The organism is Croceicoccus sp. YJ47, from assembly GCF_016745095.1.
GTDB lineage: Bacteria > Pseudomonadota > Alphaproteobacteria > Sphingomonadales > Sphingomonadaceae > Croceicoccus.
Genome location: NZ_CP067087.1, coordinates 2,122,908 through 2,143,431, shown reverse-complemented (window position 1 = coordinate 2,143,431; position 20,524 = coordinate 2,122,908). Strand labels below are relative to the sequence as shown.

Below are 20,524 nucleotides of genomic sequence, written 5' to 3'. Positions count from 1 at the left end.
GGTCAGTCTTCCTGTTCTTCGAATTCTTCGTCGTCGATTTCATCGGCCCCGCTGGCGTCCAGCGGCCCGGTCGCGGCGATCAGCCGGTCGGTCAGGACCAGCTTCGCCGCGTGAATGTCATTGAACGGCAGAACGGTCCGACCGTTCTTGCGATCCTCGATCGTGACCATGCCATCCTCGATCCCAGCGAGATCGCCGTGGAACGTGCGGCGATTGCCGCCCGGCGCGTCGGCCTTCTTGTCCAGCGTGATGCGCGCCTCGTGCCCGGCCCAGTCGGCATAATCCTGCTCGCGCGTCAACGGCCGGTCGATGCCGGGGCTGCTCACCTCGAGCCGGTAGGCGCCGTCGATCAGCTCGTCACCGGCCTCTTCCCGCGCGTCGATGGCGTCGGAAATGCGGCGGGAGAGCGTCATGCACTGCTCGATCACCAGCTGTCCGGTGGCGGGATCCTCCGCCATCACCTGCAAGGTGCGCTCATCGTCCGATCCGAACAGCTTCACGCGCACCAGTTCGAAGCCGCAGCCTTTCGCTTCGGCTTCGCACAATTCGGTTACGCGGGTCAGATCGGCCAAATGTCGCTCCTTCTCGTCGGCCAGGGGGCCGAAAAACATCAAGAACCCGAACGAATGCCACGTAGCGGCCATCGCGCCGGAGCCTTTCGGCTTCGGCCCGGACCTTGCCATGACAATGTCGGGATGAATCGCATTTACGCCCCCCGCCGATAAAAGGCAAGGGGCGCGCATCATTCTTCGGTTGGGAGAAGGTCGTCCATCATCGGCACCGGGGTCGTGATCTCGCCGCCGATCACCGGCCAGATCACGTCGCCCGTGACCACCCCCATGCTGAACGGCAGGCGGCGGCTGAGCAGCATCAGCACCGCGTTGGGATGATCGTCGAGCGTGTGGGCAAGGACGAACACCTGCTTGTCCAGCTCGGGATCGTCCACGTCCCATCGCGCGTCCCGGCACCCGTCGGCCATCACGCGCCAGTGCGCCACCGCGCCCGCCGCGTCGATGTCGAAGCGGTAATGCCCGCCTGTCGGCAGCACGCCCGCCTCCCTGCGCCCGCTCATGACATAGACAGGGACGGTGCCGTCGTCCTCGCGCGGCAGGGCGATGGTGCGCGGCGACCGTTCGGAACATAGCGGCAGCCCGCGGCTTTCCCGCTCACGCAGGGCGGCGACGCGCGCATCGGCCAGCCGGCGCTCTTCCGGGGACAGCGTGCGTTCCGCCGCATCCTCGATCATGCCGCCGGACAGGACCCGCCCCGCCCCGACCCGGTATCGCGCCAGCGCATGGGGAACCGCCGTATCCGAAAGGACGATGGCGCGAAATGCATCCTCACCGTCCGGAACGACGATGACGGGGACATCCGCACCTGCGTCCCCGGAGCGAAACGCATCCTGCGCAACCATCGCGGCCCGATCGAGGGCATCCATCGTCTCCGCACGCGATGCGGCCGACCGGGCATCGGCGACCCGCGCCTCCTCGTCACGCGGCGCCATGAGGCTCTCCTGCGCCAGGGCCGGATGGGCGACGGGCGGCAGCAACGCCGCTCCCATCGCGATGGCCACGAATGCTGAAATCCTCATCTGTCCCCTCGCTGTGCTGATCATCGCGGGCCGGGTTTAGGACGCCTGCTGCGCCGGGGATAGCGAATGTTTCTTGAGACAATGGCGCAGCTGGTCATAGGTCAGGCCGAGCGATTCCGCCGCGCGCCGCTGGTTCCAGCGATTGCGCTCCAGCACCGCCTCCACGATGGCGCGTTCGTGCGCATCGACCGCCCCGCGCAGATCGTCGACCCCGGCAAAATCGAAGGCCGGCGTTTCCGCCACCACCTTCGCGGGCACGGCAGCCTCGTCCTCGCCGCCGGGCGCGCTACCCTCCCCCTTCGGTGCCCATGGCGAATCGAAGGGGTCGAAGATCATCTCGCCCACCGCGTCGCGCCTGTCGTCCCAGTGATAGACCGCGCGTTCCACCACATTGCGCAATTCGCGCACATTGCCGGGCCATTCATACGCCTCCAGCGCGTCGAGCACCTCCTCGCGGAAACCCGGCCACCCGTCCCAGTGCAATTCGGCCGCCATGCGCCGCCCGAAAAAATCGGCGAGCACGACGATATCGCCCTCGCGCGCGCGCAGGGGCGGAAGCGTGATGACTTCGAAACTCAGCCGGTCGAGCAGGTCGGCACGAAACCGGTGCGCCTGCGCCATGGCGGGAAGATTCTCGTTCGTGGCGGCGACGATGCGCACGTCGACCCGGCGCGGGCGGGAGGACCCGATGCGCGTGACCTCGCCATATTCGACCGCGCGCAGCAGGCGCTCCTGCGCCGCCATCGACAGCGTGCCCAGCTCGTCGAGGAACAGCGTGCCGCCATGCGCCTCCTCGAACCGGCCCTCGCGCGCCTTGGTGGCGCCGGTGAAGGCGCCCGCCTCGTGCCCGAACAATTCCGCCTCGATCAGCGTTTCGGGGAGCGCGGCGCAATTCATCACCACCAGCGGTTCGCCCCACCTGTCGGACAGGCGGTGCAGGCGTTCCGCAATCAGTTCCTTGCCCGTGCCGCGTTCGCCCACGACCAGCACGGGCCGCGACAATGCGGCGGCGCGGCTGGCGCGTTCGACCGCGTCGAGAATGGCCGAGGACTGGCCGACGAACTGGCTTTCGCGCTCCATTCCCAAACATTGGCACATTTCACCAAGTGTGGGCAATACGCCCCATGGTCCATGCTCGCGAAAAAATCGTAAGTCCTTGTTTCGTCGTGATAAATCGAAACTGGCACGGCGGTTGCAATGATGGGGGCACACATCGCACACAGTGAGGAAATGAAAGATGCTTGAACGTTTTCGCAGCACGCCGGTAGGATGGTCCGCCGCCGCCAGCCTGGTCGCGATGCTGGCGCTCAATGTCTTTGCGTTGAGCCAGCAGATGCAGGCCAGTTCGCAAGGAATTCATTTCGTCGCCGCCACCGCCGGGTATCTTGCATGACCGAACCTTTCGATCTCGAACCCGAAAAGGACGAGCGCCGCCGCGAGGCGGACAGGCTCCACGCCGAGCGGGCGGAACAGCGGCGCGCATCGCGCGACAATGCCGCGGCCTCGCGTTTCGAAAACGAGGTGGCCCGGCTGCGCCGCCCGCAGGCAGAGCGTTCCGGCGAACCGGCGAACGGCACCGACCGTCAGCCGCGCGGTGCCGACGCTCCGCGCCGCTTCAACGACCAGATTTCGCAATATGGAGCACCTTTGATGGGCATATTCAACCGGACCCGCGACATCATCGCGGCCAATTTCAGCGATCTGCTCGACAAGGCCGACGACCCCAACAAGATGATCCGCATGATTATCATGGAAATGGAGGAAACGCTCGTCGAGGTGCGCGCCAGCGCCGCCCGCACCATCGCCGATCAGAAGGAGATGCAGCGGCATTGCTACCGGCTCGAACGGCTTCAGGACGACTGGGGCGAGAAGGCGCAGCTTGCGCTGTCGAAGGATCGCGAGGATCTCGCCCGCGCCGCGCTGACGGAGAAGAAGAAGGCCTCCGATCTTGCGGGCAAGCTGCGCGAGGAGATCGCCGTACTCGACGACAGCCTGCGCGCCTGTGAGGAGGACATCCTGAAATTGCAGGGCCGCCTGCGCGAGGCCCGCAGCCGCCAGACGCAGATCGCCGCCCGCCTCGAAAGCGCGGAGAACCGCGTGAAGCTGCGCACGCTGCTCTCGACCGAGCGCGTGGATGAGGCGATGGCCCGCTTCGATCAGCTGGAACGCCGCGTCGATTATGCCGAAGGGCGCGCCGACGCTCTGAAATACGACCGTTCGGGCAATCGCGAGCCCAGCCTCGCCGAACAGATCGAGGCGCTGGGCGGCGATGACAATGTCGATGCCGAACTCGAAGAATTGAAGCGCGCCATGAAGGGCGGCAACGAAAACAAGGGGGATTGATCCGTGGAAGAAGTGCTTGCCGTATTGCTGATATTCCTCGGCCTGCCGTGGCTGCTGTTCCACTACATCACCAAGTGGAAGACCACGCCGAAACTGACCGACAATGACGAGGACATGCTGGAGGAACTCTACCAGCTCGCCCGCCGCCTGGATGAGCGGATGGAGACCGTCGAACGGCTCGTCGCCAGCGAGAGCCCCGAATATCGCCGCGAACATTTCGACGCCCCGCGCCTCGATGCCGCGCGCAACGCCGACAATGCCAAGCTCGACGAGCTGGACCGGCTGATCAAGGAAAGGAATGCACGATGAACACGCCCCGCACCCGTTTCTATCGCGACAAGGCGAATGGCAAGTTGATGGGCGTGTGTTCCGGCATGGGCAATTACGCCGGGATCGACGCCTTCTGGATCCGCCTCGGCTTCATCATCTTCACGCTCACCATGGGCTGGCCGCTGCTGCTCTATTTCGCCGCCGGGTTCATCGCGCCGAAAAAGCCGGAGCAGCTCTATCACGACCGGCAGGAGGAGAAATTCTGGCAGGACGTGCGCAAATCGCCGTCCGCCTCCGCCCGGCAGGTGAAGGGCAAGTTCCGCGACATCGACCGCCGCCTCGCCCGCGTGGAGGAACATTACGTGAGTTCGAACCGCGCGCTGTCGGCCGAAATCGAGCGCCTGCGGTAAGGCACCGGGGCAAGAAGGGGGAAACATCATGGATATCGTTGCAGTTCTGGGCATCATGATACCGCTGGCGCCGTTTCTGGTCGGCGCGCTGGTCATCTGGACCCGCCACCAGGCGAAAATGGCGGAGATGCAGGTCGGCGCCACCGCCGAGAAGGCCGCGCAATATGCGCAGCACACGCAGGCGCTGGAGGAGAGGATCCGCGTCCTCGAACGCATCGTCACCGACAGCGGCTATCGCCTCTCCGATCAGATCGAGGCGCTCCGTCACGAGGACAGCGCCGCACGGCTCGACCCGAAGATCACCCACCCGCGGCACGAGGTCTGAACGATGGAGGATATTCTCACACCCGCGGTCGCCGGCGTTGCCGCTGTGTCCTTTGCCGCCGCGTGGGTCGTCAACACCTTCATCCGCGTGCGGCACGGCTACCCGCTCGAAAACAGCTGGGGCAAGTCGGTTTACCCGAAGCACGACGCGCAGGCGGAGGAACGGGTGAAACTCGTCACGCAGGAAAACGCGGCCCTTCGCGCCGAACTGGGTTCGGTGAAGGACCGGCTCGCCAATGTGGAACGGATCGTGACCGACACGGGATACGGCCTGAGCCACGAGATCGACGCCCTGCGTTCCGTCGACCACGCTCGCGCCCCTGAAAAGGAGAAGATGCAATGAGCTTCTGGGCGGCCATCGTGCTCATCGTGGCGATCGTATCCATCGCGCAGGTCATGCGCGCGAAACAGAATGCGAGCGCCGGCTATGCCACCGACGAGGATGGCAATCCGGTCCGGCTGGACCGCGGTGACGAGGACCGGTTGCGCGCCGAGATCGCCGAATTGAAGGAGCGTATCCACGTGCTCGAACGGATCGCCACCGACGACCGGCAGAGCGTGGGCCTTGCCGAAGAGATCGAGAAGCTGCGCGACCGGCGCGAGGTCTGACCCGCCGGTCCATCAAGAGGAGCGATAGATATGGCAACCGAATATCTGCCTGTCGCGATTTGCGCGTTGATCGGGCTTTGCCTGACGCTGGGCGCGCTTTTGAAAGGGTGGGAAGGCTGGCTCGACCTCAAGCGCCGCGAGATGGAGCGCGGCGAGGCCGAACAGGACGCCTCGCCCACCGGGGCGCGGATCGAGCTTGCCGCGATGCGCGAACGCATTCGCCGGCTGGAGGCGATCGCGGCGGGCGTCGACCTGTGAGCGGAGCGCGATTGTAATGCGCGGCGCATCGCGCTAGCAGCCGGTGCCATGCGCACGATCGACGACATTCGCGAGGAATATGAATTTCTCGAAGGGGACGAACGCTATCGCCTGCTCATCGAGCTGGGCCGGGAGCTGGACCCGATGCCGCCCGCGCTCAAGACCGAGAGCACGCAGGTCAAGGGATGCTCTGCCGCGGTGTGGGTCTATCCCACGCAGACGGAGGACGGGCGGCTCCACTTCCTCGCCGATTCCAACGCGGCGATTACCAAGGGGATCATCGCGCTGGTGCTCGCCGCGGTGCAGGACCGCCCGGCGGACGAAGTGCGCGATACCGATGTGGAAGGCGCGCTCGAACCCTTCGACCTCAAAAATCAGCTGTCGTCGAACCGGACGCAGGGCGTGCCGAACATGATCGCGCTGATCCGCGAAACCGCGACACGCATCGCGGCGCAGGATTGATCTGTTGATTTAACGTGCGCTGCGGCGCCGCCGGCTTCCCGAACGCCGTTCGCGGGGAGGCTGGCTGACGGCGAAGGCGCCGCTTTCGCTTCCCGATTGCGCCAGCTGTGCGCGGCGCAGTTTTACCTCGCTGTCGCGTCTTTGCCGCATCAGATCCTGCTTCAGCCGGTTCGGATCGCGGGCGAACACGAAACCGAAGCTCACGCCGCCTTCCTTCGAATGGGTCACGTGGTGCAGGTGGTGGGCCTGCACCAGCCGCTTCATGTAACCGCGGCGCGGCACGTACCGGAACCAGCGTTGATGCACGAGCCCGTCGTGGATCAACGTATAGACGATCCCGTAGAGCATCACGCCCAGCCCCATATAGGTGCCCGGCTCCCAGTAGAACGGCCCCGCCATCGCCCGGTCGCCGATGATGAACAGCCCGAGCGAGAGCGCCGCGCCGAACAGCGCATAAAGGTCGTTCTTCTCGAAAAACCCGTCATGCTTGCGATGATGGTCCCGGTGCCAGCCCCATCCGAACCCGTGCATGATGTACCGGTGTGCGAACCACGCGACGAATTCCATCGCAATGGCACTGGCCAGCACGATGAGGATTTTGTGAACGAGCGTCATAACGCCCCACATTATGCCAGCCACCGATGAACCGCCAGTGACTTTTGCAAGAATCACATGACCTTGCATTTCGCGCAGCAACGCGCCAATGGCTGCAACATTATGGCAAGCAAACCCCGCACAATGTACGAAAAGATCTGGGACGCCCATGTCGTGGAGCGTCGCGACGATGGCACCTGCCTGATCTATATCGACCGGCACCTCGTCCACGAGGTCACCAGCCCGCAGGCGTTCGAAGCGTTGCGCAGCACGGGCCGCAGCGTGCGCCGTCCCGATCTCACCCTCGCGGTGCCGGATCACAACCTGCCCACGACGGCGCGCCGCACCCCCGATGGCCGCCGCATTCCCATCGCCGACACGGCCAGCGCGACGCAGCTTGCCGCGCTGGAGGCCAATGCGCCGGCGTTCGGCATACGCTATATCGGCGATGCCGACCGGGAACAGGGCATCGTCCACGTCGTCGGGCCGGAGCAGGGTTTTTCCCTTCCCGGCGCCACGATCGTCTGCGGCGATTCGCATACGGCGGCGCATGGCGGGCTGGGCGCGCTGGCCTTCGGCATCGGCACGAGCGAGGTCGAGCACGTGCTCGCGACGCAGACATTGCTGCTCAAGCAGTCGCGCACGATGGAGGTCGTGGTGGAAGGGCAGCTCGGCCCCGGCGTGACGGCGAAGGATGTCGTGCTGCACATCATCGGCACCATCGGCACCGCGGGCGGCACGGGCCATGTCATCGAGTTTCGCGGCAACGTGTTCCGGGAAATGAGCGTCGAGGCGCGGCTGACCGTGTGCAACATGGCGATCGAAGGTGGCGCCCGCGCCGGGTTGATCGCGCCCGACGACACCACGTTCCGCTATCTTAAAAACCGCCCGATGGCACCCGCGGGCGAGGAATGGGACCGTGCGCTGGCATGGTGGAAGACGCTGCCCACCGACGAGGGTGCGCGTTTCGACCGTTCCGTCCATATCGACGCGGCCGACATTCCCCCACCGTCACCTGGGGCACCAGCCCGGAGGACACCGTCCCCATCGACGGCGCGGTGCCCGATCCGGCCAGCTTTGCCGACGCATCCAAACGCGCCGCCGCGCAGGCCAGCCTCGACTACATGGGCCTGACCGCGGGCACGGCGATGACGGATGTCACGGTGCAGAACGTCTTTATCGGGTCGTGCACCAACAGCCGGATCGAGGATCTGCGCGCCGCCGCCGCCGTGCTCAAGGGGCGGCGCAAGGCGGATAGCGTGACATGGGCCATCGTCGTGCCCGGATCCGGCCTGGTCAAGGAACAGGCGGAGGAGGAAGGCCTCGATCGCATATTTACCGAGGCCGGGCTGGAATGGCGGGAGCCGGGCTGCTCGGCCTGCCTCGGCATGAACCCGGACAAGGTGCCGGCGGGCGAACGCTGCGCTTCCACCTCCAACCGCAATTTCGTCGGGCGGCAGGGGCCGGGCGCGCGCACCCACCTGCTCTCCCCCGCGATGGCGGCGGCGGCGGCGGTGACCGGGCGGCTCACCGATGTGCGCGACCTGACGCCGGTCGCCGCGACCGAACCGGCCTGATCGCATCGGCATTGCCGGTGGCGGCGGGGACACAGGCGGAAGGACCGCGCAAATCCTCCTTTGCCGCCGTCACGACGCCGGAAACCCGCGTGCTCCTGCTCGGCAGCCTGCCGGGGGAGGCGTCGCTGCGTGCGCAGCGGTATTACGCGCATCCCCGCAACCAGTTCTGGCACCTTGTCGGCGGGGCCATCGGGGTCGATCTCGATGCCTTGCCCTATGCGTCGCGGCTGGCGGTGCTGCGCCTTGCGGGCATCGGGCTGTGGGATGTTGCCCGGACCGCGCGCCGTTCGGGCAGCCTCGACAGCGCGATGCGGGATGTGGAGGGCAATGCGCTGGCCGCGCTTGCCGCCTCGCTTCCCGCGCTGCGGCTCGTCGGGTTCAACGGGGGAACGGCGGCGCGGATCGGGCGGCGGATGCTACCCGCCGATGCCCCCGCCCTCCTCACCCTCCCGTCGAGCAGCCCTGCCTATTGCCGGGTGACGCGCGACGAAAAGGCGCGCGAATGGAATGCGATTCGCGATTATCTGCGTCCGGAATGCTTGCAATCGGCGCGCATTGCCGCAGATAGGGCCGCATACCGGCACGTCACACCGGATACGGGAAAGGATGAGGAATGAGCGACGACAACAGCCTGACGGGAAAAGCGGCAATGGCCGGCGCCGCAATCGGATCGGCCGCATTGGCCGCCGCGCTGCTCTACGCCTCGCGGCGGCGCGAACGCGCGCAGGCCGCCAGGACGAAACCAGCGCCGGGCGCCAATCCGCCGGAAACCGACTGATGCCGATTTCGGTTGAGGCGCAGGGCGCGGCTCGGGTAGGCTGAACACCATGGAACCGATCAACGAAATCGCTTACCGCGCCATCCCCTATGGCGCGAAGAACGTCGACACCGACGTCATCATCCCCGCGCACTGGCTCAAGACCGTTTCGCGCGAAGGGCTGGGCAAGGGGGCGTTCGAAACCGTGCGGGCAAAGCCGGGCAATGTGTTCGACGATCCCCGCTACGAAGGTGCGCCGATTTTGATCGCGGGCGACAATTTCGGATGCGGATCGAGCCGGGAACACGCCGCCTGGGCGCTGCTCGACATGGGCGTGCGCGTGGTGATCGCGCCAAGCTTTTCCGACATATTTTCGAGCAATGCGTTCAAGAACGGCATCCTCGCCGTTGCATTGCCGCAGGAACAGGTCGACCGCCTGCTCGCAGTGGCGGAGGAGGGCGAATTGTTCGTCGACCTCGAACATCAGACCGTCGGAACCGAGATGCAGGACCGTTTCCATTTCGATGTCGACCCGTTTCGCAAGCATTGCCTGCTCAACGGGCTCGACGAAATCGGGCTGACCATGGAACGCGGCGATGCGATTTCGGCCTATGAAACCCGCACCGCATCGCAGCTTTCCTTTCTTTCCGGACCGCGCGCGGCCTGACCGCCGCCTCCATCCAAAAGGTGCCTCACATGACCGATTTCAATGACCGTCGCCGGGCCGAGGAAGCCAAGAGTGCGCAGGACGAGATGAACATGTTCCGCGTCACCGCGCGGCGCAATCGCCTGCTCGGCGTATGGGCGGCGGAGAAGATGGAATTGTCGGACGCCGAAACCGAATCCTACGCCAAGGCGGTCGTACAGGCCGATTTCGAGGAAGCGGGCGACGAGGACGTCATTCGCAAGGTGTTCGGCGACCTCGTATCGGTAGGCTGCGACATCGACGAATCCGCCGTGCGCGTCGCGCTCGAACAAAAGGCGGTCGAGGCGCGCCGTCAGCTTATCGGCGAAGCGTAACCCCCCCCATTTAAAAGGACGAAGCCCATGCCGATGCAGGCCGACGAAATCGAAACCATGATCCGCGAGGCGATCCCCGATGCGGAGGTCACCATTCGCGATCTCGCCGGGGATGGCGACCATTATGCCGCCCATGTGGTCAGCCCCAGCTTTGCGGGCAAAAGCCGGGTGCAGCAGCACAAGGCGGTGTATTCCGCGCTCGATGGAAAGATGGGCGGCGTGCTCCACGCCTTGCAACTGACCACCGCGGTTCCCAATTGAGTCCCGGCAACGGATTCATAGCAATAACGGAACGCATCGATAATGTCTGACACGAACACCCGCATCGAAGAAATCGTCAAGGCGGATGACGTCGTCCTGTTCATGAAGGGCACGCCCCTGTTTCCGCAGTGCGGTTTTTCCAGCCGGGCGGTCGCCATCCTCGACCATCTCGGCGTGAAATACGGCAGCGTCGACGTGTTGCAGGACATGGAAATCCGGCAGGGGATCAAGTCTTTTTCCGACTGGCCGACCATCCCGCAGCTTTACGTAAAAGGCGAATTCGTCGGCGGCAGCGACATCATGATGGAAATGTTCGAGGCCGGCGAGCTCAACACGCTCATGGCCGAAAAGCAGGTCGCGAAGGCGGACTGATGCAGGCCGCGGCGACCGTCGCACCTGCGAAATCGCCGCGCGCCGGCAACCGGGCTTCTCGCGAAGGATGAGCGGCGCGCTCCGCGAATGGGCGGCCGCTTTGCCCGACGAACCGGCCCCGGACGGCGCGATCCCCGCCGCCACGCTCATGGTGTTTCGCCGGCGGGACGACGCTCTTGAAATATTGATGGTGAAGCGGGCGCGCAAATTGCGCTTTGCCGGCGGGGCCATGGTGTTTCCCGGCGGGCGGATCGATCCCGGCGACCGCGCGCTGGCGCACGACATGCTGCCCGACATACCGGCGGGCTGGGCCGCGGCGCAGGTCGCGGCGATCCGCGAAACGCTGGAGGAAACGGGACTGCTCGTCGGGCTGGCGCAACAGGTGACGCGGACCGATGCGCTGCGCGCGCGGGCGCGTCTCCTCGAAACCGGGGATTTTCGTGCATTGCTGCGCGGCGAAGGCTGGACCTTCGACAGGGAGGCGATCACCCCGTTCGCCCGCTGGTGCCCGCCGGACGGAACCAGCCGCGTGTTCGACACCCGCTTCTTCATCGCCGACATCGGCACCGGTGCCGTCGCCGTGAGCGCCGACGGCACGGAGAGCGACAGCCTTTTATGGGCCACGGCGGACGCACTCCTCGCGCAGCATGAACGCGGCGACATTGCGCTGGTGCATCCCACGATCCGCAATCTGGAACGGGTCGCGCCCTTTCCCGATTATGCCGCGATTGCCGCGCATGCCCGCACGATTCCCCCGCGCATCATCCGCCCCGTGGTCGGCGAAACGGACGGCGCGGAATACATCACCGTGCCGCCAGGCTTCGGCTATCCTGCGGAGCGGCGGCCCTTTCGCGCGATCTGAACGCAGGTGGCACCGTGACCGCGCCGCCGCCGTGTTGCAGAACGATGACCGCGCGGCTTCATGTTTCACCGTTCCATCACGGCATCGACGCATTGCTGTATTAATGCATGCCTAGGGCGTCCCCAACGCAATCGAGGGGCACCCGCACATGTTATCATCCATCCGCAACACACTCGCCATCGGCACCGCCGCCGCGGCGATCCTGGCCGCGCCCGCCGCATGGGCCGGCACGATCGAGGGCAGCGTCGTCGACGATACCGGCACGCGCGCGCTGCAATCGGCGCAGGTGCGCATCCTCGAACTCGACCGGGTCGCATCGACGATGCGCGATGGCGCGTTCCGCTTTGTCGACGTGCCGGGCGGCACCTATACGGTGGAGGTGCGCTATGTCGGGGCAGAGCCGGAGACGCAGACCGTCACCGTGCCCGAAACCGGCACCGTCCGCCCGATGTTCACCCTCGGCGGGTCGGAACAGAATATCCTCGTCATCGGACAGCTCGCGAACCAGGCCAGCGCACTGTCCCGCAAGCGCGAGGGCGACGGGGTCAGCTCCGTCCTCACCCGCGATGCCATCGGGCAATTCCCGGATCAGAACGTCGCCGAATCGCTGCGCCGTCTGCCGGGCCTCAATATCCTCAACGATCAGGGCGAAGGCCGCTTCGTTTCCGTGCGCGGTCTCAGCCCCAATCTCAACAGCAGCTCCATCAATGGCGCGCGCATTCCCGCACCCGAAAGCGATACGCGCTCGGTCGCGCTGGACGTGATTTCGAGCGACCAGATCGAATCGATCGAGGTAAAGAAATCGCTGACGCCGGACATGGACGCGGACACCATCGGCGCCAGCATCGAGATCAATACGGTGAGCGCGTTCGACCGCAAGCGCGACCTTTACACCGCGCGGGTCGAAGGCAGCTACAACCGGCTCGCCGATACGCTGACGCCGAAACTGGGTTTCGATTTTTCGACGAAGCTGTCGGACGATTTCGGCGTCGCGGGCGGTGTGTCCTACTACAAGCGCAAGTTCGAGACCGACAATGTTGAGGCCGAGGACTGGAAACTGGACGACGACGGCAATGCCCTGTTCGAGGAAATCCAGTACCGCGATTACGACGTGGAGCGCGAACGGCTGAGCGCGTCGCTGTCCTTCGACTGGCGCGCGGGCGATACGACCGAGCTTTACCTGCGCGGCCTGTATAGCCAGTTCGACGATCATGAATTCCGCCGCCGGCTGACCTTCGACCTCGGCGATTTCGACACGGTGTCGTTCGGCGGCGGCAATGCGCTGGGCTTTACCGCGAGCGACGATGCCGAGATTCAGGTCGAGCGCGACATCAAGGACCGCGCCGAAAGTCAGAAGATCCGCTCGATCGTGCTGGGCGGCGAGACCGACGCGGGCGACTGGCGCTTCGAATATGCCGGCAGCTACGCCCGCTCGACCGAGCGGGAGAACGACAGCATCGACCCCACCACCTTCGACCGCGATTTTGGCGACGAGGGCGACGGCGACAATTTCGGCCTCGTCTTCGACCTCACCAATCCGCGCATCCCGACCTTTACCGTCGATGCCCGCGCGGACCTGTTTGCGGATCCGGCGCAATATGCATTGAACGATGTGGAGGTCACGCGCCTGTCCGCATCGCAGGACGAGGAATTCGCGCTCTGGGCCGACATCGGCCGCACCTTCGCGCTGGCCAGCGGCGATTTCACGGTGCAGGCGGGCGCAAAGGCGCGCTGGCGCGAGAAGCGCTACGATTTCAACGTGCAGTTCTACGAGGATGCGACCGGCGAATACACGCTGGCCGACGTATTGGGGCGCAGCACCTACCGCCTTCAGGGCATCGACCCGGTTGCCGATTTCACCGCGCCGACCCGCTATTTCTTCGACAATTTCGGCGATTTCGAATTGCAGGAGATCGACAGCACCTTCGATTCCGCGGTGGAGGATTACGTCAACAAGGAGGATGTCTACGCCGGATACGCGCTCGGCCGCTGGGATAGCGAGACGTGGCGCATCATCGCCGGCGTGCGCATGGAACACACGCGCAACGACATCTCCGCCAATCTGACCGAGCTGATCGAGGAAGGCGCGGAATATGATGGCGCGGTGCTCGACGACGATATCGTGGTCATCACCCCCAACCGGTTCGAACGCGATTACACCGACTGGTTGCCCAGCGTGAACATGCGGTACGAGCCGGTGCGCAATCTGGTGTTCCGCGCGGCGGGTTACAAAAGCCTGGTGCGGCCCAATCTCGCCGATCTCGCCCCGCGCTTCATCGTGGAGGAGAACGACGACAACGAACGCGAAGGCGAATTCGGCAATCCCGGCCTCCGCCCGTACAAGGCGTGGAACCTCGACGCGGCGGCGGAATATTACTTCACCGGCAATGGCGCGCTCACGGCCAATGTCTTTTACAAGGACGTGAAGAACTTCATCGTCGACCGGCAGCTCAACGAGGAAGACAGCCCCTATTCCGGGATCGATTTCACCGAGGCGGTCGTCCCCGTGAATGGCCGGTCGGCGACGGTGTTCGGCGCGGAGTTCGGATTTTCGAGCGCGCTTGCCTTCCTGCCCGCCCCGCTCGACGGATTGCTGGTGCAGGCGAACTACACCTATACCGATGCGCAAGGAACGCTGGACGACGGGCGCGAGATTCCGCTTCCCGCCGCGTCGAAGCATACGTTCAACGTCGTGCTCGGCTATGAAAAGGGCCCGGTCAGCCTGCGGGTCGCGGGCACGTTCCGCGACAAATATCTCGACGAGCTGGGCAGCGAGGCGGAGGAGGACCGCTATGTCGACGATCTGTTCCAGATCGACGCGAGCGCGCGTTATCGCCTCACCCGCCAGATACAGCTCTACTGGGAATGGGTGAACGCGAACGATGCCGATTTCTTCGCCTATCAGAATCTGGGCGGTGCGCGCCGCCTGCTGCAATATGAAGAATACGACTGGACCATGAAATTCGGCGCGAGGTTCAACTTCTGATGCGGTATCCTTTCATCCTGACCGCCGCGGCCCTCGTCTCCGGCTGCGCGAGCGTGCCCGCCATGTCGCCATGGCCGACGCAGCAGATCACCGCCGATACGGAGACCGAGGCCGTCGTCACGACGGGCGAGGATGCCGCCGACGACCCGGCGATCTGGCGCAATGCGGCGGCCCCCGCGGAAAGCCTGATCGTCGCCACGGACAAGAAGGCGGGGCTGTATGTCTATGGCCTCGACGGGACGGTCAAAAGCTTCGCGGCGAAGGCGGGCGTGAACAATGTCGACCTGATCGAGGTCGGCGGCGCCGTGCTCGTCGGGGCGAGCGACCGCGCCGACCCGTTGCAGCCGCATGTCGCGCTCTACACACTCGACACCGGCTCGGGCGCGTTGAGCGCGGTGGCGCGGTTGCCGGTCGGCGTTGGCGAAGGGTATGGGTTCTGCATGGGGCCAGGCCGGGCCGATGGCGAACTGGCGCGCGCCTATCTCAATACCAAGGACGGGTTGATCGTGGAGGCGGCGATTACCGGCACGCCCTATGCGCCTACGCTCGGACGTTTGCGCGAGATGCGCGTGCCGAGCCAGCCCGAAGGCTGCGTCGTCGATGGGCGCACCGGCATGCTCTATGTCGGGGAGGAAGCCGCCGGCATCTGGCGTTTCGACCTGTCGCAGGACGCACCGTCCGGCACGCTGGTCGCCGCGGCCGACGGCATGGCCATCGTGCCCGATGTCGAAGGGCTGACCATCGCGGCAGAGGGCGCCGACGCAGGTTTTCTTATCGCGTCGAGCCAGGGCGACAATGCCTATGCGCTGTTCCGGCTTCCCGACATGGCCTATCTGACGCGGTTTCGGGTGGTTGACGGGGGCGGGATCGACGGCACGAGCGAGACCGACGGCATCGCCTTTCACGCGGGCGATTTCGGGCCGGCGTTCACAGGCGGTCTCTTCGTGGTGCAGGACGGCGACAATGGCGCCGGCACGCAGAACTTCAAGCTGATCGAAGGGGCAAAGCTGCGCGCGCTCGTACCGTAATCGCTTCGCCGTGTGAAAAGCGGTGTGTCATGAAAAACGGCCGGCTCCCCATCGGGGCGCCGGCCGTTGTCATTGGTGAAAGCGTTATCCGATCAATGCGTGCGGAACAGACGCTCCCAAAATCCTGGCTCTTCCATCGGCTGAATGGCGCCGAACTTTGCAAAACGGAGCGACGGATCGCTGAACGGGCGCGGCTGTGTCCATTTGTCCGGAGCACTGCTACGAAAACTCGGTTTGAACATGGCACGGTTCCTTGTTTTTCATTCGCTATTTGCCAAGACAATCCGCCAATATGCATGGCGGTTCCCGTGCATCCGCCATGGCGGCTTCGACGGTTGGTCGCTTGATATGCTCAATTCGCCGCAAATCCGGCGTTTTTCGCGATTCGGAACAGGTTAAAAATTTGCAAAAATAAATTTGCGGCATTTCGCCTTTCGGGTGCATGGCGCGGCAATATCCGGCGCGCGCGGGCGTGGACCGGGGTCAGACGCGAAACAGGAGCCATACCATGAAACCGCTCGAACCGCTGGGCCGTGCGCAAGTGCCGGGGGGCGAGGAATTGCGCCTGTATCGCCGCGGCGACGATTTCATGATCCAGCTCGACCGCAACGAGCTCATGAACAGCAGGATGAGCGGGTCGGAAGAGGCGCTTGCGGTGATGAGCATTGCGCGCATCGCCAATCGGGCGGCGCCGCATCTCCTCATCGGCGGCTATGGCATGGGCTTCACCCTGCGCGCCGCGCTGGCGGAGTTGGGCGAAAAGGCGCGGGTTACCGTGGCCGAGCTGGTCCCCGAAATCATCGCATGGGCGCGCGGGCCGATGGCGGCGCTCACCGCGGGCGGATTGGACGATGGCCGCGTGACCGTGGTGCAGGATGACGTGGGGGCGGTCATCGCACGGGGGCGTGCGGCCTATGACGCGATCCTCCTCGATGTCGATAACGGGCCGGACGGGCTGGTGCGCGAGGGGAACGACCGGCTTTACACGCGCGCCGGGTTGCAGGCGGCCCGGGCCGCGCTCCGCCCCGACGGCGTGCTCGCCATCTGGTCGGCGGCGCCCGATGCGGCCTTCGCCCGGCGGTTGCGCGCGACCGGTTTCGAGGTGGAGGAAACGATCGTGCGCGCACGCAGCAATGGCAAGGGGCCGCGCCACGTCATCTGGTTCGCGCAATAAGGCAGACTCAGCGCCCGGTCAGCAGCCTCGGCGCCCGTCGCGCCACGAGCAGCAGCAACGTCGGCAACGCCATGGTCAGCGCAATGTCCATCGCGCCGGTGCCCACCGCCCCTGCCCTGTCCCAGCCGTTGAACATGAGATCGTTCGCCTCGTTCAGCAGTTCCAGCGCGAAGGCGAAGAGCCACGGCCGCCAGCGGGCCACGCTCGACCGCAGGATCAACGCGCCGAGCAATTGGAGCACGACACCCACCGCGACATGCAGCGCATCGTCCTGAAACGGCAGGGCGGCCTCGATCCACGCCTTGTGCCGGGAAAATTCCATGCCCCAGCCAGCGATGGTATCGCCAATTTCGGAAAAGGACATGAGGGAAGACCCGTCGTAAAATAGGAAATCTGGCGCGCCCTGGTGGATTCGAACCACCGGCCTCAAGATTAGAAGTCTCGTGCTCTATCCAGCTGAGCTAAGGGCGCGTCGGCATTCGCCAATAGCGCGGTTTTCCCGTCTGGCAAATGCCCGCGCGTCAATCGGCGATCAGGCCGATCATGATGTAGATGAGGATCAGCGACCCCAGCCCCAGAAAGGTGCCCAGCACCCAGCCGATCCGGATCATCGTGACATCGACGTTGAAATAATCGGCCATGCCCGCCGATACGCCCATCAGCTTGCCATTCGGCTTGTCGAGGTGGAAACGGCGCGGCGTGCGGTCGTCGGAATGGGGGAGCCGGCTCATGCCAGCATCCCCGAGGTTGCGACGGTGGACCCGGTGTTCGACTGCGGCGCGACGGTCACGCCGATGAGAGCGAGCGAGAGCGCGAAAGCGGCGGCACCGGCGGCGAGACGCGAACGGATGGTGTCGATGTTCATGGTGGTAATTCCCTTCTTCTGGTTGGTTCGGCCATCCCGATGACGGCCATGCCAACTGTATTGCAGGGAGCGTGCCAGTTTGAAAAATCGCGGTTTCTGAACGGTTTATGAAAATGGCCTTTGGCTTTCGGGTGGGGTGTATGCCGATATTTGGGATCTGGCACCACATTATGGGGCGGCATTTTGTCGTGGCCAGCGGCGCGCTTGCTCCCTAATCCGGCGGCATGGCGCTCGACCGGATACAACTTGCGAATTTCCGCAATCACGAAGCCAGCCGGCTCGACGGCGCGCGGGCGTTCAACCTGCTGATCGGGGCCAACGGCGCGGGCAAGACCAACCTGCTCGAAGCCTTGTCGCTGTTCGCGCCGGGCCGCGGATTGCGGCGCGCGCAGCTTTCCGAAATGGCGCGGGACGACAATGCGGCGCAGGGGTTTGCCATCGGCGCCGATCTGGTGAGCGGGCAGACTCCGGTCCGGCTCGGCACGGCGGTACGGCCCGACCGCCCGGGACGAAGGCTGGTGCAGGCAAGCGGCGCGCCATTGCCCGCCGCGCGGCTGTCCGAATGGTTGAGCGTATCGTGGCTCACCCCGGCGATGGACCGCCTCTTTACCGATAGCGCAGGACCGAGGCGCCGCTTTCTCGATCGGATGGCACTGGCGGTTCATCCCGAACATGCCGCCGAATCATCCCGTTACGACCGCGCCTTGCGCGAACGCAATCGCCTGCTTTCGCAAGAGGACCGGCCCGACGCGGCCTGGCTGGACGCGCTCGAACGCGAGATGGCCGATGCGGGCGCCGCGGTCTGTGCCGGGCGGGCGGAACTGGTCGGGATGCTGTCCGACATGCTGGCGCAATTGCCCGATGCGCCCTTTGCCCGCCCCGGCCTCGCCATCGCGCCGCAATCGCCGGCGGACCCGACCGCGCTCGCCCGCCTGTGGCGCGAGGGGCGCGGCGCGGACCGGGCGGCGGGCCGCACGCTTGCGGGACCGCACCGCGACGATTTGCGGGTGACCATGGCGGCGACGGGCCGTGCGGCGTCGGAATGTTCGACGGGGGAGCAGAAGGCGCTCTTGATCGCGATCATCCTCGCCCATGCGGAACTTGCCGCGGGTTCGCGGCCTCTCGTCCTGTTGCTCGACGAGGTGGCGGCCCATCTCGATCCGATGCGCAGGGAAGCGCTGTTCGAGCGGCTGGAGCGGAGCGGAGCGCAGGTCTGGATGACGGGGACGGAGCGCGACCCCTTTGCCGCGATCCGGCGCGTGGCGGCGGTGTGGGAAGTGGAAAAGGGCGCCCTGCTCACGCCCGGCTGAAAAACGGCGATCAGATCACGACATCATCCGCGATTTCCGCATCGATGGTGATCGATTGCAAAAATTTGCGCATCGTCTCCCAACCCGTTTCCGTCAGGTCGAGCACGATCATGCGATGATCGTCCTCATACGGCGCACGGCTGACGAGTTCGAACGCCTCGAGCCGGTCGATCTGGCGTAGCGCGCTCGTCTGCGGCAGCCCGCTCGTCGCGATGATCTGTTTCACGAACACGGTTTCGCCCCGCGCGCGATGGATAAAGAGATCGAGAATGAGGTCGAAAGTCATCTACCGGAAAAATCCGTCCGGGAAATGATGCCGCCGCGCCGTCCTCGACTTGATCACATAAAGCGCCGGAGCAATAAGTTCGGTATCGTCCAACCGGGCACCTCCGTCGTTCGAGCCCATATGCACGTCGTTGCGCGAACCCGCGTCTTTCTGCTGATCAAGCATCCAAACCCCATGGCCTGCAAACGTGCCAAAGCGACTATCCCGCCAAAAAATTGAAAAGCAGGTCTGTCAATTCAACTTATATCCTATCTTAATAATCAGTATCAGTCCGAAACCGGAAGCTATAGAAAGTCCATAATCGGATTAATCGCGCACCGCCCCGTACACAATTCGCGGCACGCACAGGCCCGCACCCCGCCCGAACGCAAGGGCGGTGCCGAGGCAACCGGATGGTTCAAGCGCAGCCTTACTCGTCGGCGGCAGCTTTCTGTGCCGCGGACGCGATCGTATCGATCGTCGACGAAACCATTGCCGCGACGCCATTACGAGTCGGGTGAATCTGATCCGCCTGCACCAGCGTGCGATCCTCGATCAATGGCGCGATGAACATCGGGACGAGCGCGGCATCGTATTTCTCGGCCAGCTCGGGATAGATCGCGTTGAATTGCCGGCGATATTCCGACCCGGCGCTCGGCGGTGCCTCAAGCCCCATGATGACGACGGGGATGTCCTCCTGCGCGAACCGGGCCAGCATCGCATCAAGATTGTCCCGTGCAAGGCTGGGCGACAAACCGCGGAGCAAGTCATTGCCACCGAATTCGACAATCGCGAGCGCAGGTTTCCGCTCCAGCCCGTCGAGCACGAAATCCAGCCGTTGCAGGCCCGCGGCGGTGGTATCCCCCGAAACGCCCGCATTGATGACCGTCGCATCGATCCCGCGCGCGCGCAACGCGGCCTCAAGCTGCGCCGGATAGGCTTCGCTACGCGGCAGATTATAGCCCGCCAGCAGGCTGTCGCCGAATGCCAGCACCTGTATGTCCCGGCCGCGCGGAACGGCGGGGAGCGCGCTCTCGGGCGTTTCGCGTTGCCCGGCCGCCGGAATCGCGGCCTCCTGCGGGGTCGTATCTGGCGCAGTTTCCCCGTCGCTGCACGCCGCAAGCCCGGATAAAGCCGCCAAAATCAACCATTTGCGCATTCGTTCAATCCCGTCGTTTCATTTGCG

The 20,524-nt window shown here is 65.0% G+C and carries 30 protein-coding genes, 1 tRNA gene and 2 pseudogenes; 21 read left to right on the top strand and 12 right to left on the bottom strand.

The window, feature by feature from the left end; genetic code table 11:
* Positions 1–2 precede the first annotated feature (2 nt).
* The 3 genes from rimP to pspF form a co-directional block, all read right to left on the bottom strand.
* The gene (rimP, locus tag JD971_RS10530) at positions 3–572 is read right to left on the bottom strand and encodes a ribosome maturation protein RimP (RefSeq protein ID WP_202083221.1); all 570 of its coding nucleotides are present in this window, start codon (positions 570–572) and stop codon (positions 3–5) included.
* 170 nt (positions 573–742) lie between these two features.
* A complete protein-coding gene (locus tag JD971_RS10525) occupies positions 743–1,591 on the bottom strand; it encodes a hypothetical protein (protein WP_202083219.1) in 849 nt (282 codons plus the stop codon).
* A 36-nt stretch (positions 1,592–1,627) separates the two neighbouring features.
* Positions 1,628–2,671 carry a phage shock protein operon transcriptional activator gene (gene pspF / locus JD971_RS10520; RefSeq protein ID WP_202083216.1) on the bottom strand — a complete coding sequence of 348 codons (1,044 nt, stop codon included), beginning with the start codon at positions 2,669–2,671 and terminating at the stop codon, positions 1,628–1,630.
* A gap of 157 nt (positions 2,672–2,828) precedes the next feature.
* Between pspF and JD971_RS10515 the strand changes: the two genes are divergently transcribed.
* The 9 genes from JD971_RS10515 to JD971_RS10475 are packed head-to-tail and all read left to right on the top strand — an operon-like array spanning position 2,829 to position 6,267.
* Positions 2,829–2,984 (top strand): hypothetical protein, encoded by a 156-nt coding sequence (locus JD971_RS10515; RefSeq protein WP_202083214.1) that lies wholly within the window; start codon positions 2,829–2,831, stop codon positions 2,982–2,984.
* Entirely contained in the window at positions 2,981–3,934 is a 954-nt protein-coding gene (gene pspA / locus JD971_RS10510) for a phage shock protein PspA (protein WP_236672049.1), read from the top strand. The genes JD971_RS10515 and pspA overlap by 4 nt, the downstream gene beginning before the upstream one ends.
* A gap of 3 nt (positions 3,935–3,937) precedes the next feature.
* The gene (pspB, locus tag JD971_RS10505) at positions 3,938–4,243 is read left to right on the top strand and encodes an envelope stress response membrane protein PspB (RefSeq protein ID WP_202083212.1); all 306 of its coding nucleotides are present in this window, start codon (positions 3,938–3,940) and stop codon (positions 4,241–4,243) included.
* Positions 4,240–4,614: an envelope stress response membrane protein PspC gene (gene pspC, locus JD971_RS10500; RefSeq protein WP_202083210.1), complete on the top strand. Its 375-nt coding sequence runs from the start codon at positions 4,240–4,242 to the stop codon at positions 4,612–4,614. Before pspB ends, pspC begins: the two co-directional genes overlap by 4 nt.
* A gap of 28 nt (positions 4,615–4,642) precedes the next feature.
* On the top strand, positions 4,643–4,939 hold the full coding sequence (locus tag JD971_RS10495) for a hypothetical protein (protein WP_236672048.1): 297 nt from the start codon (positions 4,643–4,645) through the stop codon (positions 4,937–4,939).
* A 3-nt stretch (positions 4,940–4,942) separates the two neighbouring features.
* The gene (locus JD971_RS10490) at positions 4,943–5,281 is read left to right on the top strand and encodes a hypothetical protein (RefSeq protein WP_202083209.1); all 339 of its coding nucleotides are present in this window, start codon (positions 4,943–4,945) and stop codon (positions 5,279–5,281) included.
* Positions 5,278–5,547: a hypothetical protein gene (locus tag JD971_RS10485; protein ID WP_202083208.1), complete on the top strand. Its 270-nt coding sequence runs from the start codon at positions 5,278–5,280 to the stop codon at positions 5,545–5,547. The genes JD971_RS10490 and JD971_RS10485 overlap by 4 nt, the downstream gene beginning before the upstream one ends.
* 30 nt (positions 5,548–5,577) lie before the next feature.
* Positions 5,578–5,805 carry a hypothetical protein gene (locus tag JD971_RS10480; RefSeq protein WP_202083207.1) on the top strand — a complete coding sequence of 76 codons (228 nt, stop codon included), beginning with the start codon at positions 5,578–5,580 and terminating at the stop codon, positions 5,803–5,805.
* Positions 5,806–5,853: 48 nt separating this feature from the next.
* Positions 5,854–6,267, top strand: a complete 414-nt coding sequence (locus tag JD971_RS10475; RefSeq protein ID WP_202083206.1) for a SufE family protein — start codon at positions 5,854–5,856, stop codon at positions 6,265–6,267.
* Between the two features lie 108 nt (positions 6,268–6,375).
* On the opposite strand, the pseudogene JD971_RS10470 reads toward JD971_RS10475, so the two are convergent.
* Positions 6,376–6,882, bottom strand: a pseudogene (locus JD971_RS10470) (sterol desaturase family protein); the annotation flags it as partial.
* A 102-nt stretch (positions 6,883–6,984) separates the two neighbouring features.
* On the opposite strand from JD971_RS10470, the pseudogene leuC reads away from it, so the two are divergent.
* The 10 genes and pseudogenes from leuC to JD971_RS10420 all read left to right on the top strand — a co-directional run bounded on the left by leuC (position 6,985) and on the right by JD971_RS10420 (position 15,724).
* Positions 6,985–8,438, top strand: a pseudogene (gene leuC, locus JD971_RS10465) (3-isopropylmalate dehydratase large subunit).
* Between the two features lie 17 nt (positions 8,439–8,455).
* Entirely contained in the window at positions 8,456–9,055 is a 600-nt protein-coding gene (locus JD971_RS10460) for a DNA-deoxyinosine glycosylase (protein WP_202083205.1), read from the top strand.
* Positions 9,052–9,216, top strand: coding sequence for an LPXTG cell wall anchor domain-containing protein (locus JD971_RS10455; protein ID WP_202083203.1), 165 nt, complete (start codon positions 9,052–9,054; stop codon positions 9,214–9,216). The genes JD971_RS10460 and JD971_RS10455 overlap by 4 nt, the downstream gene beginning before the upstream one ends.
* Positions 9,217–9,265: 49 nt before the next feature.
* Positions 9,266–9,862 (top strand): 3-isopropylmalate dehydratase small subunit, encoded by a 597-nt coding sequence (gene leuD, locus JD971_RS10450; protein ID WP_202083201.1) that lies wholly within the window; start codon positions 9,266–9,268, stop codon positions 9,860–9,862.
* Between the two features lie 29 nt (positions 9,863–9,891).
* The gene (locus JD971_RS10445) at positions 9,892–10,215 is read left to right on the top strand and encodes a DUF1476 domain-containing protein (RefSeq protein ID WP_202083199.1); all 324 of its coding nucleotides are present in this window, start codon (positions 9,892–9,894) and stop codon (positions 10,213–10,215) included.
* Between the two features lie 27 nt (positions 10,216–10,242).
* Positions 10,243–10,476: a BolA family protein gene (locus tag JD971_RS10440; RefSeq protein ID WP_202083197.1), complete on the top strand. Its 234-nt coding sequence runs from the start codon at positions 10,243–10,245 to the stop codon at positions 10,474–10,476.
* 42 nt (positions 10,477–10,518) lie between these two features.
* Entirely contained in the window at positions 10,519–10,848 is a 330-nt protein-coding gene (gene grxD, locus JD971_RS10435; RefSeq protein ID WP_202083195.1) for a Grx4 family monothiol glutaredoxin, read from the top strand.
* A 67-nt stretch (positions 10,849–10,915) separates the two neighbouring features.
* Entirely contained in the window at positions 10,916–11,710 is a 795-nt protein-coding gene (locus JD971_RS10430) for an NUDIX domain-containing protein (RefSeq protein ID WP_236672047.1), read from the top strand.
* Between the two features lie 148 nt (positions 11,711–11,858).
* On the top strand, positions 11,859–14,696 hold the full coding sequence (locus JD971_RS10425) for a TonB-dependent receptor (RefSeq protein ID WP_202083193.1): 2,838 nt from the start codon (positions 11,859–11,861) through the stop codon (positions 14,694–14,696).
* Entirely contained in the window at positions 14,696–15,724 is a 1,029-nt protein-coding gene (locus JD971_RS10420) for a phytase (protein ID WP_202083192.1), read from the top strand. The genes JD971_RS10425 and JD971_RS10420 overlap by 1 nt, the downstream gene beginning before the upstream one ends.
* A gap of 92 nt (positions 15,725–15,816) precedes the next feature.
* On the opposite strand, the gene JD971_RS10415 is transcribed toward JD971_RS10420, so the two are convergent.
* Positions 15,817–15,966 (bottom strand): hypothetical protein, encoded by a 150-nt coding sequence (locus JD971_RS10415; protein ID WP_202083191.1) that lies wholly within the window; start codon positions 15,964–15,966, stop codon positions 15,817–15,819.
* Between the two features lie 266 nt (positions 15,967–16,232).
* Here JD971_RS10415 and JD971_RS10410 point away from each other — a divergent pair, with 266 nt between their 5' ends.
* Positions 16,233–16,898 (top strand): spermidine synthase, encoded by a 666-nt coding sequence (locus JD971_RS10410; RefSeq protein ID WP_202083190.1) that lies wholly within the window; start codon positions 16,233–16,235, stop codon positions 16,896–16,898.
* A gap of 7 nt (positions 16,899–16,905) precedes the next feature.
* Here JD971_RS10410 and JD971_RS10405 read toward each other — a convergent pair whose 3' ends face one another.
* The 4 genes from JD971_RS10405 to JD971_RS10390 all read right to left on the bottom strand — a co-directional run bounded on the left by JD971_RS10405 (position 16,906) and on the right by JD971_RS10390 (position 17,763).
* A complete protein-coding gene (locus JD971_RS10405; protein ID WP_202083188.1) occupies positions 16,906–17,262 on the bottom strand; it encodes a hypothetical protein in 357 nt (118 codons plus the stop codon).
* 30 nt (positions 17,263–17,292) lie between these two features.
* Positions 17,293–17,369, bottom strand: a tRNA-Arg gene (locus tag JD971_RS10400).
* 50 nt (positions 17,370–17,419) lie between these two features.
* Positions 17,420–17,629, bottom strand: coding sequence for a PspC domain-containing protein (locus JD971_RS10395; protein WP_202083187.1), 210 nt, complete (start codon positions 17,627–17,629; stop codon positions 17,420–17,422).
* Positions 17,626–17,763 carry a hypothetical protein gene (locus JD971_RS10390; RefSeq protein ID WP_202083186.1) on the bottom strand — a complete coding sequence of 46 codons (138 nt, stop codon included), beginning with the start codon at positions 17,761–17,763 and terminating at the stop codon, positions 17,626–17,628. Before JD971_RS10390 ends, JD971_RS10395 begins: the two co-directional genes overlap by 4 nt.
* 224 nt (positions 17,764–17,987) lie before the next feature.
* Here JD971_RS10390 and recF point away from each other — a divergent pair, with 224 nt between their 5' ends.
* On the top strand, positions 17,988–19,073 hold the full coding sequence (gene recF, locus JD971_RS10385) for a DNA replication/repair protein RecF (RefSeq protein WP_202083185.1): 1,086 nt from the start codon (positions 17,988–17,990) through the stop codon (positions 19,071–19,073).
* 10 nt (positions 19,074–19,083) lie between these two features.
* On the opposite strand, the gene JD971_RS10380 is transcribed toward recF, so the two are convergent.
* From JD971_RS10380 to JD971_RS10370, 3 genes are all read right to left on the bottom strand, one after another.
* Positions 19,084–19,359, bottom strand: coding sequence for a MarR family transcriptional regulator (locus tag JD971_RS10380; protein WP_202083184.1), 276 nt, complete (start codon positions 19,357–19,359; stop codon positions 19,084–19,086).
* Positions 19,360–19,524: a hypothetical protein gene (locus JD971_RS10375; RefSeq protein WP_202083183.1), complete on the bottom strand. Its 165-nt coding sequence runs from the start codon at positions 19,522–19,524 to the stop codon at positions 19,360–19,362.
* Between the two features lie 244 nt (positions 19,525–19,768).
* The gene (locus tag JD971_RS10370; RefSeq protein ID WP_236672046.1) at positions 19,769–20,479 is read right to left on the bottom strand and encodes an arylesterase; all 711 of its coding nucleotides are present in this window, start codon (positions 20,477–20,479) and stop codon (positions 19,769–19,771) included.
* Between the last annotated feature and the right edge of the window lie 45 nt (positions 20,480–20,524).